Annotated in this window: 12 protein-coding genes and 1 tRNA gene; 5 read left to right on the top strand and 8 right to left on the bottom strand. The window is 54.6% G+C overall.

The window, feature by feature from the left end; translation table 11 throughout:
* Nucleotides 1–221: 221 nt before the first annotated feature.
* A tRNA-Ser gene (locus LDN12_RS05475) sits at nt 222–311 on the top strand.
* A 112-nt stretch (nt 312–423) separates the two neighbouring features.
* Here LDN12_RS05475 and LDN12_RS05470 read toward each other — a convergent pair.
* On the bottom strand, nt 424–579 hold the full coding sequence (locus LDN12_RS05470; protein WP_223921671.1) for a hypothetical protein: 156 nt from the start codon (nt 577–579) through the stop codon (nt 424–426).
* 130 nt (nt 580–709) lie between these two features.
* On the opposite strand from LDN12_RS05470, the gene LDN12_RS17950 reads away from it, so the two are divergent.
* Nucleotides 710–991, top strand: a complete 282-nt coding sequence (locus LDN12_RS17950; protein WP_223921670.1) for a PilZ domain-containing protein — start codon at nt 710–712, stop codon at nt 989–991.
* A 201-nt stretch (nt 992–1,192) separates the two neighbouring features.
* On the opposite strand, the gene LDN12_RS05460 is transcribed toward LDN12_RS17950, so the two are convergent.
* The 7 genes from LDN12_RS05460 to LDN12_RS05430 all read right to left on the bottom strand — a co-directional run bounded on the left by LDN12_RS05460 (nt 1,193) and on the right by LDN12_RS05430 (nt 8,544).
* Nucleotides 1,193–1,978: an FRG domain-containing protein gene (locus tag LDN12_RS05460; RefSeq protein WP_223921669.1), complete on the bottom strand. Its 786-nt coding sequence runs from the start codon at nt 1,976–1,978 to the stop codon at nt 1,193–1,195.
* Between the two features lie 39 nt (nt 1,979–2,017).
* Entirely contained in the window at nt 2,018–2,467 is a 450-nt protein-coding gene (locus LDN12_RS05455; protein ID WP_223921668.1) for a gamma-glutamylcyclotransferase family protein, read from the bottom strand.
* Nucleotides 2,468–2,533: 66 nt separating this feature from the next.
* A complete protein-coding gene (locus LDN12_RS05450; protein WP_223921667.1) occupies nt 2,534–3,466 on the bottom strand; it encodes a zinc dependent phospholipase C family protein in 933 nt (310 codons plus the stop codon).
* Nucleotides 3,467–3,497: 31 nt separating this feature from the next.
* On the bottom strand, nt 3,498–4,001 hold the full coding sequence (locus LDN12_RS05445; protein WP_223921666.1) for a DUF2062 domain-containing protein: 504 nt from the start codon (nt 3,999–4,001) through the stop codon (nt 3,498–3,500).
* Between the two features lie 10 nt (nt 4,002–4,011).
* Nucleotides 4,012–5,064, bottom strand: a complete 1,053-nt coding sequence (locus tag LDN12_RS05440) for a prolipoprotein diacylglyceryl transferase family protein (RefSeq protein ID WP_223921665.1) — start codon at nt 5,062–5,064, stop codon at nt 4,012–4,014.
* Entirely contained in the window at nt 5,055–6,098 is a 1,044-nt protein-coding gene (locus LDN12_RS05435; protein WP_223921664.1) for a phosphatidylserine decarboxylase, read from the bottom strand. The genes LDN12_RS05440 and LDN12_RS05435 overlap by 10 nt, the downstream gene beginning before the upstream one ends.
* Nucleotides 6,070–8,544 carry a hypothetical protein gene (locus tag LDN12_RS05430; RefSeq protein ID WP_223921663.1) on the bottom strand — a complete coding sequence of 825 codons (2,475 nt, stop codon included), beginning with the start codon at nt 8,542–8,544 and terminating at the stop codon, nt 6,070–6,072. The genes LDN12_RS05435 and LDN12_RS05430 overlap by 29 nt, the downstream gene beginning before the upstream one ends.
* A gap of 664 nt (nt 8,545–9,208) precedes the next feature.
* On the opposite strand from LDN12_RS05430, the gene ppk1 reads away from it, so the two are divergent.
* The 3 genes from ppk1 to LDN12_RS17865 all read left to right on the top strand — a co-directional run bounded on the left by ppk1 (nt 9,209) and on the right by LDN12_RS17865 (nt 14,094).
* Complete coding sequence (gene ppk1 / locus LDN12_RS05425) at nt 9,209–11,416, top strand: polyphosphate kinase 1 (RefSeq protein WP_223921662.1); 2,208 nt, start codon at nt 9,209–9,211, stop codon at nt 11,414–11,416.
* A gap of 79 nt (nt 11,417–11,495) precedes the next feature.
* Nucleotides 11,496–12,317: an RMD1 family protein gene (locus LDN12_RS05420; protein ID WP_223921661.1), complete on the top strand. Its 822-nt coding sequence runs from the start codon at nt 11,496–11,498 to the stop codon at nt 12,315–12,317.
* 502 nt (nt 12,318–12,819) lie between these two features.
* The gene (locus LDN12_RS17865) at nt 12,820–14,094 is read left to right on the top strand and encodes a DUF3300 domain-containing protein (RefSeq protein WP_274382199.1); all 1,275 of its coding nucleotides are present in this window, start codon (nt 12,820–12,822) and stop codon (nt 14,092–14,094) included.
* The last annotated feature ends 24 nt before the right edge of the window (nt 14,095–14,118 follow it).

Here is a 14,118-nt window from a genome sequence, read left to right as displayed (position 1 = left end):
CGCCCAGTCGCCAAAACCTTGTCCCATCCATACTGCTGTTCCCATGACAGAGTAAGCGACTGATCAGCTATAAGCCTAAATTTTCATTAAATTTTATACCCATTCCACGCGCTGTCAATTTCAAAATATGACAAACAACGTGCAAAGCCGCTCAACATCCGCCGCCATCATCTAGAACTTGAGTTTTGGCAAAAAATGATATAAGGTGCCACTTCATTTTTGGAGAAGTGGCCGAGTGGTCGAAGGCGCTTGACTCGAAATCAAGTGTGGGGGTGACTCCACCTAGGGTTCGAATCCCTACTTCTCCGCCAGTAAAAACAGAGGGTTACAGCAATGATGCTGTAACCCTTTTTGTTTTATTCTTATTCAATTTTGCCATAATTTTGCCACAAAAATTGATTTTTAAACAGCTTGAAACAAAAATTACTTTCCCCGCTGGTTGAACTTCTCGATCACCGCCTGATTCGTTTCCCCCCATGCCCGCAATAGCTCTAGGTCGATCAGTACATCCCGCCGGGCTCGGTCGCTCAGACAGTATCCTTCGCCACGCTTAACCGCCTGCACCGGTGGGGGTTCCACCTGAAGAGTAATTTCCAAGGCGGGGAGCAGTTGGTTGACCGGTTATTTTTTTCCGTGCGTTGCTATCATTCAATAAAATGGTATAAATTATGTGAGTTGATTGAAAAAATTTTAATCTGCGAAGTGCGCTATGGAAGAGCAAAGGCGTCACATAAGGCTCGTTGACGATGAGCGATGTCATCTACGCTTGGGAGATTTGTATTACTTGGCTACGATTAAGAACATCTCGTTGAGTGGTGCTCTGTTACATTTCTACACCCCGCCGGAGAGATTTCAAATTGGTGATAATTGCCAAATCAGTCTGGATGGCGGAAACCTTTACAACTATAATTGTGAGGTCGTTAGGGTTGAGACTTCTAATGTTGCCATGAAATTTATCGGCATACACTCTCTAAAAGAGGTTGAGCATTGAGTCTGCAGCAGGGTGTTCCAGACTTGAATCAAGCGATTGAAACTCTTCCAAAACAACCAATTTTGCGCCTGTCAGGCAAGCGTGATGTAAATGCGCACCATCATCTGCGCCTGTAAACACTCTCGTCTTTCAATCCGAAGCGATCAAGAATCTGCAACTCCAAAAACCGCTAAGAATCACCAGTCCAATGTGAAATTTGAGCTACATCCTCGGACTGTAATGACGTTTCAGCCAACGGCTCAACCCATCGAGGCCGGGAAAGAGGACCCGTTCGTTGATATTCGACTGGTCGAGCTTGTCCCGGATCTCCCACTTAAGAGAAGCCGGAACGACAATCTTGCGCGCGATTCCGGGATAGACCGCCAGCCAGTCGTCAAGCACCATGCAGGGATCGGACATGACCGAACAAAAGGCATGTTGGTTGACGATCCGGTCGTCTATGGATGGGGGCTCGAAGAAAATTGCCACCTTTTCGCTCGTAAGCGCGTCGAGTTCCGGCAATGAATTGACCACATCCGAAAGCAGTTCGACCGTCAGCACGTTCGCGCCTTCCAGCTCAAGCCTGTCCTTCAAGGTTCTCGGCAGCAATTCGTGCGCCTTGACATAATTGACCGCCCAGATAACGCCATCCGTGTCGAATTTGTCGATGTTGGCGGTGGCGAAGTGCATGGCGATAAATGGGGAATAGGTCCAATCGAGTACCCGTGTCGGCAGGCCGTAGTGCTGCGCAACGGAGAGCCAGTGCCAGAGGGAATCACGCTCAACAACGGTGCGGTGGGCATATTTCTTGAAATTACGCAGCAGGTGCCGTTCAAGGTCGGCAAATTCTCCGCCCAGCCGGATCAAGGTTGTCTCAAGACGATACCCGGTGTCTGAAAGTCCCCGGAAGGCGAAGCGTGACCTGAAGCGTCGCAAATCCTCATTCCACGAATCGGCAAAGAGTTCGTTTTGCAACTCCTCCCACGAACTGACTATAAGGGTTTCCATAAAACCGGAGCCTCCTTTTACCTCGGTGTCCGCACGGGTTCACACCCCGCACAAGGCATCACAACCCGTCACGGGGATGAACTTTCTCATATAGCGGGCGACATATTCGGGGCAAAGCGCTGAATCGGAGATGCCACGATTGATCCGTCCCACATATTCCGGCCATGCTACCCCTTCCGTCTCCACCGGGTCAATATATACCAGACATGGTGTGCTGTGCCCGTCCAGGATAACCGGAACGATTTCCTTACGATATCCACCCTCGTAAACGCCCTCGTAGCGGTCGAGGCTGCATTCGTCGGGCTCCGTCAGCATATATACCTTCCCGTGGACCTCGTCACGCGGAGACGCGACAATAGTGGCGTATCCGCGTTGTGATATTAGCCAGCGATAACCCTGCAAAATCCCATAACCAATCTCTTCGTGGTCAGGGCAGCGGTCATGCATCTGGTTCCGCCACAGGTTCGATCCATAGGCAAAATATAACATTACTGCCCTGTCCTTTTAAGTTCAGCGGATAGTCCAAAATCGGCCGCATCACCGTTTACCGGATTATCAGTTCCAGAAGGCATATTTCCCCTGATCGTCCCGGCCGGTATCCAGATTCCACTCCCGTATGTACGACAGGCATGACATATCATCGACACAGACCCCACGCTCGATCATTCGCCATATGAGACTCACATTCTCAATTGCCCTGTCGAATATATCGTTATAATGCATAGTGAACCCGGTGGGTATCTGTAGGTTTTCGACGTACTGCATGTCAACCCCGCCGGATGTCGGATACCTCAGGCCGGTCCGAGAGACTATGACCTTTGCCAGCGGAAACAAAGCACCATCCGCTGCATCACCGTTGTTGGCAAGGGAAACGAATCGTGAATACCATCCTTGAACATCGGGGGGATGGGAAACATACAGATCGGGATGCACCTCTTCCAGCATGGCGTTCCAAAGCTGCACGATGACGTCATCGAGCCGTTCCCGAATGATCTGCTCGCCACAACTCGATACGTCGACGGAAAAATGATTCGATTCGCCGATCTCCCCCTGGTTCATCCGCTGATACACAAACGCATCCTGATGCATTTCGCACAGGCGATGCTGCCTCTTGTTTTCAGCATAGTCCCCAACCTTGATCTGAACGACCGGGTGAATTGTGACATCTGCCGCCACATGGGCGGAGTACCCCAGAAGCCAGGCTAGGGCCTTGCACCGGGCATTATTATCGATTGACCTGACATACCGCACCCCGCTTCGGATCATGTCACCTGTCCGCGTATAGTGCATGGCATCGGCCCATAAGAAGGCATTCTCGTCATCTGCCTCGAGGTTGGGATAGTCGGGGCTTACGGCACCAAGCTCGCAGAATGCGAAAAAATCCAGGATGGCGCTCATGGCCTCACAGGTCGGCACATGGACCGACTTTTTCATAATGTTCTTTCTCAGTTCGTTGACAAGGGTTATGTGCGCGTAGGGGCCGGGCATTTCACCTCCTTCTCGGTATGAGCGGTTACAGCTACTGTCGCGGTACTTCCGACGCGGAGCGTTTCCCTCCTATCATCATCGAAAATACCAGATAAATGACAAACGCCAGTGGTGGTGCCGTCAGCAGCCAAGCGCCGGTGGCCTTGAACGTGGCCCACGCAAACAGCCTGAACATGCCGGCACCGTGTCCATGAAGCACATACGTAAGGATTTCGGCCGGAAACGGAGGTCCCCAGGGGAACAGCCGCGCCCCCAGCCTGCAATAAGGTATGATGAGGGCCAATTGGAGCGGGTAGAAGAGGTAATTGACCGATTGGAGCACGACCTGATTGAGCCTGAAAACATATGCCACCGCAATACACAGAAGCGTCGTGCCCCACACAATCGGCAACAGGCCCAACGCACCACCGATGCAGAGCGTAACAAGAAGCTTGCGGGGGGTAAGCCCGGAGGCCAGGATTGTCTTCAGGCGCTGCGCAACCGCCCGCCTTGGGCTCCAGCCGCGTGGTTGCTCTATACCATCTGTTTTGCTCATGACAGGACCTTCATATGCGATCAGTGTGGACATGGAATTCAAGGGTCGCGCCGGTAACCGTACTGCGCCCCGTGTACAGGAAAATCACCAGCCAGATTCCCTGTAAAAACAGGATCAGGGCAGGATTCCAAAGGTTTGAAAGCCCGTTCAGCAGGTCCGGCAGGCCGGGCGTCTCATCGTACAAGAACAACACCGTTGCGATGGAATAGATGACGCCGATCATACCCATGACCTGATAGGCGGACAACCTCCCCTCACCCCGGTAATCCGCCCGCAGGGTTTCGGACAGCGTTCTCCAACCCTGGGTTGCAATGGTAGCCGTCAGGAATGCCGCGGCATGATGGGCTGACAGGAACAGCCAAGTAGCAATAAACCCAAATGCTGTGTAGAGTATGGCCGTGACCGCCTGAATGGGCACCACCTCCGTCCCCTCCATTCCGCCGGCATAGGCGACCTTTTTGGTGGTCCCGGAAAAGACGAAGCAACGCCCGGCAAAAAGGCGCTTCAGCATGCCGGTTGATGCCGATAACGGCTTGCCGTAACAACAACCGAAACTTATGCACGCCAAACGGCCCAACCCCTCGCCGAAGGCGTAGGCGATGGCAATGGCGGCATAGGCCGCCATGATAGGGATATGGAAGGAGAAGGCCGCGCCAGCTGTCCGGTTGAGCAGTGCAATCAGCGGCGCTGTGATAAGTATGCCGACAAACACCGCGCCGCCTACCGTAAAGGTGTGAGCCTTTTTTTCTACGATCCGGGCCACCAGCCGTGAAGCCGGGACGCAGCAGGTAAGAAGCGCCACCACCAGCAGCGCCGTTCCCAATGGCGAGAGACCCGCTGCTCCCATCAGGACGAGGAGTACCAGTACCGCAACTAGATAGGCGTTGGCGGTAAGAATTCCGTACCAAGTAAAATTAACTCCGCGCCAGCCGCCCGGTTTTGTCCTTTCGGACGGCACCGTGGCAAAGATCTGCCATCTCTCCGCGGGCAGGCACGTAAATCCCCACCAAAGATAGAGCGACATGAGCGTTGCTGCGGAAAACAGGACGATTGTCACGAGCATGATTGACTCCCTTGCATGGAATGGCCTTGTCGGGTATTTCCGGGACATGGAATCGCCGATGCGATCAGAGACCGTACCTTGACATCAGTTTCGACCAGGGGACTTCCAAAACCCTGCGTAAAGCGACTCGACACGCCTGAACGGCGCATGTTGCTGAGCAGGTCCGCGCTGAAACCGACGCGCCCTTGCTGGAAGATAAGGATATCCGTGCTGCTTCCCGGCCGGTACAGGCTCTTCGGCTGCCCTTTTTCGAGAAACATCCCGCGTTCAAGCGTTTTCGGAGCATCGTAACCCTGTCTACTGTAAGCCTGGACAATATCGCCGATCATCAGGGCAACCACCTCGATCATCGCCACGAGGCCAGCCCCTGTCCCCCCCGGAACATCGGTATCGATGACCGTCACCACACGCTTGTTCTTCGAGTAGGGGGTGGCGACACAGACGACGGCGGAAGGGTTACATGAATGGTAATCGCCGTCAATGGCGTAGCAATCAACGACCTGCCCGGCTACCGGCGTATGGTTGTAGTGGTATTTGTCCGGCGTAAGCCGGAAGATCGCAAAGTCCCCTCCGGAAAATGCCGCCTGCCATTGTTTCTTATCATGGCCCAACAGTTCCTCAAATGAAAAGAACTTTTCCTTCAGGAACAGCAGAGATGTCTCGTGGAAGGAACCGACCACAAGCCGGGCATCGGCGGGTGAAACAACCGCCCCGGGCTCCTCCGGCATGGGGCGGCATTCCTGAAAACGAATCTTCCGTTCGAATATCTTACGTGGCGTATCCAGTCGATCAGGCGGGTCGAGACATTCGGCGAGATCAATACCACAATCATCCAGAAACCGTTTTTTCCCAAGTATGGGGCGGTCGAAATTGACCATCCCGAGGATATGCGATGACCAACTACTGGTCAAGAGCCTGAAAAGTCCAGTGCTGTTCTCCCGCACCCCATGATAGAGGAGTCTGACCATGCGATCTCCAAACAACCGTTCGGTGACGACCCTGCCGCTATGCCGTTCGATGTACTGGTGTAGCATGTTCCTGGCAACCCCCGATGTCGTTGGATTCTTGTGTTATCTGCTTTTCTTCACATGAGACTGTCAACAGGATGAGGTTCATCAGTCGCTGCAAGCTTGTGATGTCGGCCTGCTCCAACAGGACCGATTCTTTGACCGTTTCCAGAAAACGAGCAGCGTCCTGCCCCTGGAGCGTGAACCGCAGGGCTTTACGCACCCCATCGTCCAACATTGCCGACTCCTGACCGAAACGCCGGCACTCGACCTCAAGGAAGCGAAAAGCCTCCTCAATGTGTCTTCGCCTCAGGGTTTCCCGGTAATAGCGTTCAGCCCCGACATTGAAATCGCGGGACTTGAGGCTCATGGGAGAGCGTGCGTTCACCTCGTTAAGAATACCGGCCGTCAGCCGGCCTGCGGCGGTGCGCTGTTCCGGCTCGGCAAGGCGCTCTTCAAGATCTTTCAGCGTGACATTCAGATCTAGGAGTTCGATCAGGTCTGCCGCATCTTCCCTGATTACCCTGACGAGTGCCTTGCAGTACTCATGGTTCTGGACGCGCAGGTAGCCGGGATAGCGGCTACTGGAGCGTACTGCGTTGGTTTTCTTGAGAATTTTGCTCAGAAAAACATTGGTAGAGCTTTTGCTGACGAAAAAAGTGGGAATGCCGATCGCAGAGCCGAAGAAGATCTGCCGTCGCTCACTTTCCACGGAGGAGGTGTCGGGAATATGGGCATGACTGGTCCCCGTGGCGATATATTTGTAGGCGAGAACCGTTATGAGCGTTTGCAAGTCCGCAGCCCGCCCCATGTCCTCTTCGAAATTTCCGAAGAGGCTGTAATGCCTGCCTTCGAATCCAGAAAAGCCCATCTTGGCGTACTCCCGCGTTTTGTAGAGCAGGTAAACCGACATTTGCTCGTCGAAAACCCCCATATCGGCCAGATCCTTCCGCAGACGGTCGGTATTGCCCGTAAGCCCATTCAAGGCCGGGCTGCGATCGGTGGAGAGCAGGCAAACAAGATAGTCCACCAAGCGGTAATCGGGTACAAAATCGCCCTTGAGCCCGAAAACCTTGCTAAACAGCTTGTCGAGGGCCACCGGCCCAAAGGGGGTAACCGGCTGGCCGCAAACGGAAAGGCTGGCCTTTTTCTTCCAGCGACGCCACATCATCCTGAGATGAGTGTAGTCGAGTTCGTGCGGCAGAAAACCCAGTGCCTTCTCGGGATGGAAATCGGTGTAGGCGAGACGGTAGGGAGCAGCGGTGTAGGTTCCGACGAATAGCGGCAGGAAATGCTCCGTTATCTTGATGGCAAGGTCGCCCAGATGTTTCTCGTCAACCGCCCCGAAACCCGACCTGCCATCGGCAAGGGCCTGGGACAAACGCTTGCTGCCGATGCTGATGTGGGTGCCGTTGTTGGCAAGGCTCACATTTGAAAGGTTGGGGAGCACCACCAGATTGTTAAGAATGATCCGCGATTCGCGCAGCTTGGCAACGGCATTGAGCTGACTGCGGGAGAGCACCTGATGGCATAACTGCATGTAACGGTACTTCGCCTCACCCTTGTCCCAACCGGACAGACAGGGACTCATGAACAGTTCCCGGTAAAAGGTATCCGAGACGTGGTCGTTCATCTCCTTTTGCCGTACCGGAGGATGGGGCGCAAAATAGATCATCGCTCTCTGACCTTGTTTTTTCAGGCCAAAGGCTTCATTTGCATACATTACCAGCAGCTGAGTCATGAGATAGCGGATAGCGCTTTCACGGGCAATGGCCTTTCCCATGCCACCCGCCGGTGTCAGGGAAACAACATTGAATGAGAAGGTCTCCGGCGAGGTGTTGTCGTTTAAGTAATGGCCCATGAGACGGATGCCGGTTTGTCGGATACCAGGGGGAAGAATCCGCTGGGAACCGAGCAGGTCTGCCAGCGCAAGCTTGATCAGGTAACTGATCGGCAGACGGAGCATCTCTTCCCCCGATGCATCATGCAGGATAAAACGCTCCCAATCGGCTCGCCTCCCTGCGGCGGAATTCTTCTTGTCCGCCAGAAGATCCATCTCGAAAACAGCAGTTGCGTAGGACGAAAGATGTTTGCGCGGGAAACGGACCCAGCTGTTTTCCCAAACTCGTGAGGGATTGTCTGCAATGAAACGTTCCAGATCGGCAATGACCTTTCGTGGTGTTTCCCCGGCAGCGGCCTGTTTCATGATATTGGCAAAGTAGTTGGATTGTTCGATGACAAGCGGAAGGTCTACCTCGTCCTTGTCCCCCACAACTACGGCCTGCAACTCGTTTTCCGACCCTGCGGTAACGTCGCTAAAGGAGAAGGGCAACGTTACCGCCATCTTTTCCGCGGATTCAAAGGAAACGCCGATTCTCGATAAGGCTTCACGCTCACTTACCGGACGCATCACGGCTTCCGAGGGGTATTGTTTTACTATGGACGCAAAGCGTTTCTTATTTATGGTGTGCATACGATTCCCATTCCGGCTGCGACTCGTAACCTCTCAAGAGCGGATTTACGGTAGCCTGGTTCGTTGTGACGCTGTGTAACGGCTTGATCGGAGGACAGATGGTACGGAAGGTCTTTACGGGAAAGACTGCAGGTAACTGCCGGAAGATTCACATGCGCTTCACAATTCATCTCGCATGTTTATATGATAATTTTGTAGCTGCAGTATGTACACCATGTAACTTTTGTGTGAACTTCATGGGGCAGGTCACGACCAAAGCGTTCCGGTTCGGCGTCAGCTACTTCCGCTCGTGCTTGCCGGTAAGATACCGACGGCAGCGAGAAGCATCGGAGCAAATAGCTGGACGCCCGCTAGATCCAGTAAATTCATACAGATTTTATTGTTACAATATTGTTACTTTTGGTCTGCGGATATTGTAATTATTTCTATTTATTGTACTAATGGTCACAATTCGCCGGAAAGCATGTTTCTGTACCTCGTGAGGGAATGCTGTCACGGTTGATATTCGTGACGGCTTGTACAACGGGGGCATTGAAGCGAGAAGGGAAGAAAACAGACTGGAAACATACGAGACGAGGATGCAGACCAGGGTCCATCATCCAAAAGAACAGCAAGATTGCTACGAAAATCATTTTCATATCTGAATACACGCCAGCCAGACCACATGACACCACACCGAATTACCACAAAGGGGATTCCCCGAGGCCTCGCTCCGAATCAGCAAGAAAGAATCGATGAGTGCGTATCGTCATCCGCCCCGCCCTCTTCTCTCTTCGATCTTTCCGCCCCACAATGGTATCTCAACCGTGAGTTGACCTGGCTATCCTTCAAGCGCCGTGTGTTGTGCGAGGCGGAAGACGAGCGAGTGCCTCTGCTCGAACGTCTGAAGTTCATTGCCATCGTAAGCGGTAATATCGACGAGTTTTTCATGAAACGTATCGGCGGCCTCAAGCAGCAAATCGGCGCCGGCATGTGCGAACTCACCCCGGACGGCCGTAAACCCCATCAGCAGGTACAGGAGTGTTACGCTTTCGTGAGGAAGTTGGAGGTATGCCGTGACGAGATCCTCGGTAGGATTCTCCAACTCCTACGACTCAAGGGAATTGTCATCAAAAGCTACGGGGAGCTTTCGACAAATGAGAAAAAACAGATCCGGGAATACTATCACACGAACATCTTCCCCCTGCTGACGCCACAAGCCATCGATCCGGCTCACCCTTTTCCCTTCATCTCCAACCTCTCGCTTAACCTGTTGGTTACATCGTGCTATCCAAAGACAAAGAAAACCATCCTGTCACGCGTGAAGGTCCCTGTTGGTCAGGATACGCCACGTTTCATCAGGATCGGAACCAAAGAAACCTTCGTCAGCCTGGAAGACGTCATGATGCACAACATGGACATGCTCTTCCCGGGGATGCGGATGCAAGCCTGCGAACTGTTCCGGGTTACCCGCAATGCAAACACTGAACAAAACGAGGAAGAAGCCGACGACCTGATGGCGATGATCGAGTCGGAACTCAAGGAACGCAAGTTCGCACCTATTGTCCGGCTTGAGGTTGGCACCGGCATGGGCCCGGCGCATCGCGGCAAGCTGGCGAGTGCGTTGCAACTGAATGAAGAGAGCGATATTTTTGAACTGCCGTTGATGCCGGCAATGCGTGATCTATTGGAAATCGCGCGTCTGGATAACCCACGCCTGCACGACCCGCCGCATCACCCGATCGATCACCACCTGCTACAAACGCCGCGCAATATCTTTCATATCATCCGTGACGCCGGCTCTATCTTGTTACAGCATCCCTATGAGTCATTCGCCACCTCGGTGGAGCGTTTTCTGCGCGAGGCAGCCGCAGACCCCAAGGTACGCGGCATCAAGATGACCCTCTATCGCACCGCCAGCAACAGCCGCATCATCGACTCGCTGGTACAGGCGGCCCATAACGGCAAGCAGGTTGCCGTAGTGATCGAACTGAAGGCGCGTTTCGACGAGGAGGCCAATATTCGCCTCGCCGAGCGGATGGAAGAGGCAGGCATCCATGTCACCTTCGGCGTAGTGGGGCTTAAAACCTATTGCAAGGTAATCTTGATTGTGCGTCAGGACTACAGCGGACTAAGACGCTACGTCCACATGGGGACGGGGAATTACCATACCGACAAGGCCCGGGAGTTCAGCGACATTGGCATACTCACCTGTGATAACGCCATCGGTCAGGACGTGACCGAGCTATTCAACTATCTAACCACAGGGTTTTCCGTCAAACGCAACTACACGAAACTGATCCCTGCCCCCCTTTCCCTCAAGAAGGTCATCCTGAAAAATATCGAAAGGGAAATAGCGTTCCATACGGAGAACGGCGGCGGGCATATCCGCTTCAAGATGAACGCGCTGGAGGACTCCGATATCGTCGAAGGGCTCTACAAGGCATCCATGGCCGGTGTAAGGATCGATCTCATCGTGCGCGACACCTGCCGATTGCGTCCCGGTATACCGGGTCTCTCCGAGCATATCCGCGTTACCAGCATCGTGGGCCGCTTCATGGAACACTCCCGTATCTATTATTTCAGGAACAACGGGCAGGATGAGTATTTTATAGGCTCGGCCGATCTCATGAAACGCAACCTTGAGGCCAGGGTGGAGATCCTTATTCCGGTCGAGGCACCGGAGTTGAAGCAGGAATTGCATCACATTTTCGATATCCACGACAATGATCAGCGCTCGGCCTGGGACATGCAACCGGACGGCACGTATATCCAGCGGGTCCCTTCCAAAGACAGAAAAAATACCGGAAGCCACCAAATGTTAATCGCCAGCGCCGAGCAACGCTCGAAGGCGGTCATGAAAGAAAAAAAGAGGGGCCATCACACCCGTTAAAACGGAAATAACCGGTATTGTGGTGCTGAAACACAAGGAAAACGTGATAATATTGTAAAAACGGCCAAATCGAGGAGAGATGGATACCTACTCATTCAATGCCTTTGCCTTCGGAGGCGAGCTCGACCTGAATCGCCTGGCCACCGTACTCGGTATGTCCCGCAGATACCGGTGGGAAGAGTCGATGAAGCTCAATCCGGTGACCTTCGCCCTTGCTGTGGAAAACGACGTCGAGGCGGTTCATCTTTTCTACTTCGGATGCGCAGTATTTCTCAACTGTTCGGGCGCCATCATCGCCCGCTTTCTGGATGGCATCAAACAGCATGTAGAGGTCGTGAAAATTCCCCCCCAACTTACTTTCCGGGAAGAATACCAGCTTGAGATTGATGCCACCCGCGAAGCGGCCATCACCAACGACTATGCCGTCATGCAGAACTATAATCAGGCGTTTATCGACATCATCTGTTTTGTGATCGCCAAGTCGGTTGCTCTGGAACGGATTGAAGAGCGGGTCGATACGGTCTTCGATGAGGTGGAAGTGCTGATCTCCAACCTGGGGAAAGGCACCCTGGAACTCCCCGACCGCGACATGGCGCGGCTGGCATCGTCCATCCTGGGCTTCAAATTTACGTCGATTGCCCACATCATGGTGTTGGATAAGCCGGACATCACCTGGGACGACCCGGAGGCCGACCGTCTCTACCTTACCATGGCACGCTTGTTCGAACTGAACCAGCGCTATCAGGAGATCAAGCACAAGTCGGAGACGCTGCTCGACATGACCGACGTCTTCTCCAACCTTTCCCATGCCCGCCGCGCCGCCCGCCTGGAATGGATCATCATCATCCTGATCGCCATCGAGATCATCCTCTATATCTTCGAGATCATGCGACGCCACTAGGCCCGTTCATAGTAGCCGGGCAGGCTGTGCGTCTCTGAGGCACCTCCGACAAAGCTTCAGCGAATTCATCCGGAAAACCGTGCAACTCCTGGCGCTGGCCCTGTCTCATGCCATGTCCTCATGATCGGGCACCATGCCTCGGCACTTGTGCAGTTTTCTTTTCTCGTCTATACCGCCACACCATTCCCGTTCCCGCCAGGGGCCTTCCAAAATCGCTGGCAGCATTTTTTTTGTAACCAGAGCTCTGGTTTCCGCGTTTAAAAGATATATGCACCGTGAAAAACCATCGGGCAGAGTATCAGCCGCGGGGCATCATACGAACATCCGTATTTCCGGGCGTGACCCGGCAGTGCTGATGCAGCCCGATCTGAGACCTGTCGGGACGCGGGATGTGGGACAGACCTGCGGAGCCCATGCCTGTAAAGACGGCTTACCATCCCGCAGAGTTCTGGTACACTTATTAAAGAGCCCGGTACAACGGCCGGAGTCCATGGAGAGAGCCATGAAACCATTTTTGATCACTCTGCCTGCGGTGTTCCTTGTCCTGGGGCTGGTAGCAGGCCGTGCGGCGCGCGCCGAAGGCGACCAGTATGTTCCGTCCGACGGGATGGAACAGGTGAATGACGCCCCTTTTACAGCTGAGGAGTTGGACGATCTGCTCGCCCCCATCGCCCTCTACCCTGATCCGCTGCTCGCCCAGATACTGCCTGCGGCCACCTTTGCCGACCAGATAGACCTGGCGGCCCGGTATGTCAGGCAGTACGGGCAAGCGGCCCGGATCGACGACCAGCCGTGGGACGTGAGCGTTAAGGCGGTGGCCCATTATCCCGACGTGCTCTCCATGATGGATCAAAAGTATGATTGGACCGTATCCCTTGGACAGGCCTACATCAACCAGCAGCAGGACGTGATGGACGCGATCCAGCGCCTGCGCGCCGAAGCGGAGGCCAGGGGAAATCTTGCATCCACCCCTGAACAGCAGGTGGTGAACGAAGGAGGGTTCATCAGCATCGACCCGGTGGCGCCCGATGTGATCTATGTCCCCTTGTACGATCCCCAGGTGGTATACGTCGAAACGGGGTACGGGTTCATTACTTTCGGTCCCGGATTCATCATCGGAACCTGGCTGAACCGTGATTGCGACTGGCACGGGCACCGGATCTATTACCACGGTTGGCGGGGCAATGGGTGGATCGGCCGGAGTCGCTCTCATGTCCATATCCGGAACAGCGTCTACATCGACAACCGTTACCGGACGATCACTACCAACAGAAAGACACTGCAACACGACACCACGCGCTACCGCGAGGAGATCCGCCGCAACGTGCGGCTTCGTCCCGAACTTCCGGGCCGTCCGGCAGCCCCGGCCAAGGGCGGCGGGCAGCGTCCTCCGACCATGACCGGCAGCGGAGCCCCTGTGCGGCCAGCCCCCGGGGTGGGTGGCCAGCGTACCCCGGCCACGGGCAACCGTCAGCCGGCACCCTCCCCGGTCACTAACGTCTACCGGGGTAGGGACGTCCAGAGATCGCAACCGGCGTCCCAGACCGGCTACGGCGGCTACGGCAGCAACAGGGACGCGGCTTCCTACCGTCAGCGCGGGCAGAGCAGCAGGGGAACCATGCAACAATTCACCCGCCCGGCCCCAGCCCAGCGCCCGGCGGTTTCACGCCCAACGCCTGCCCCGAGGTCGGTTTCACGTCCGGCGCCAGCCCAACGCCAGCCCCCTTCTGCCCCCCGTCCGGCGCCGTCCGCCGAAGGAGGACGGCAGCAGCGTTAGGTAAAACGGGTCACGCAGCCGGTT

The sequence above is a fragment of the Geobacter sp. AOG2 genome, assembly GCF_019972295.1.
GTDB lineage: Bacteria > Desulfobacterota > Desulfuromonadia > Geobacterales > Pseudopelobacteraceae > Oryzomonas.
The sequence above is the reverse complement of the archived record's forward strand: the minus strand, read 5'-3'. Positions and strand labels throughout refer to the sequence as shown.

What these genes read in the sequence shown, in the direction of transcription:
- LDN12_RS05435 (WP_223921664.1), bottom strand. Translation starts at nt 6,098, where the DNA reads ATGCTACACCAGTACATCGAACGGCATAGCGGCAGGGTCGTCACCGAA.
- LDN12_RS05450 (WP_223921667.1), bottom strand. Translation starts at nt 3,466, where the DNA reads ATGCCCGGCCCCTACGCGCACATAACCCTTGTCAACGAACTGAGAAAG.
- ppk1 (WP_223921662.1), top strand. Translation starts at nt 9,209, where the DNA reads ATGACACCACACCGAATTACCACAAAGGGGATTCCCCGAGGCCTCGCT.
- LDN12_RS05440 (WP_223921665.1), bottom strand. Translation starts at nt 5,064, where the DNA reads ATGCTCGTGACAATCGTCCTGTTTTCCGCAGCAACGCTCATGTCGCTC.
- LDN12_RS17865 (WP_274382199.1), top strand. Translation starts at nt 12,820, where the DNA reads ATGAAACCATTTTTGATCACTCTGCCTGCGGTGTTCCTTGTCCTGGGG.
- LDN12_RS17950 (WP_223921670.1), top strand. Translation starts at nt 710, where the DNA reads ATGGAAGAGCAAAGGCGTCACATAAGGCTCGTTGACGATGAGCGATGT.
- LDN12_RS05455 (WP_223921668.1), bottom strand. Translation starts at nt 2,467, where the DNA reads ATGTTATATTTTGCCTATGGATCGAACCTGTGGCGGAACCAGATGCAT.
- LDN12_RS05420 (WP_223921661.1), top strand. Translation starts at nt 11,496, where the DNA reads ATGGATACCTACTCATTCAATGCCTTTGCCTTCGGAGGCGAGCTCGAC.
- LDN12_RS05460 (WP_223921669.1), bottom strand. Translation starts at nt 1,978, where the DNA reads ATGGAAACCCTTATAGTCAGTTCGTGGGAGGAGTTGCAAAACGAACTC.
- LDN12_RS05430 (WP_223921663.1), bottom strand. Translation starts at nt 8,544, where the DNA reads ATGCACACCATAAATAAGAAACGCTTTGCGTCCATAGTAAAACAATAC.
- LDN12_RS05445 (WP_223921666.1), bottom strand. Translation starts at nt 4,001, where the DNA reads ATGAGCAAAACAGATGGTATAGAGCAACCACGCGGCTGGAGCCCAAGG.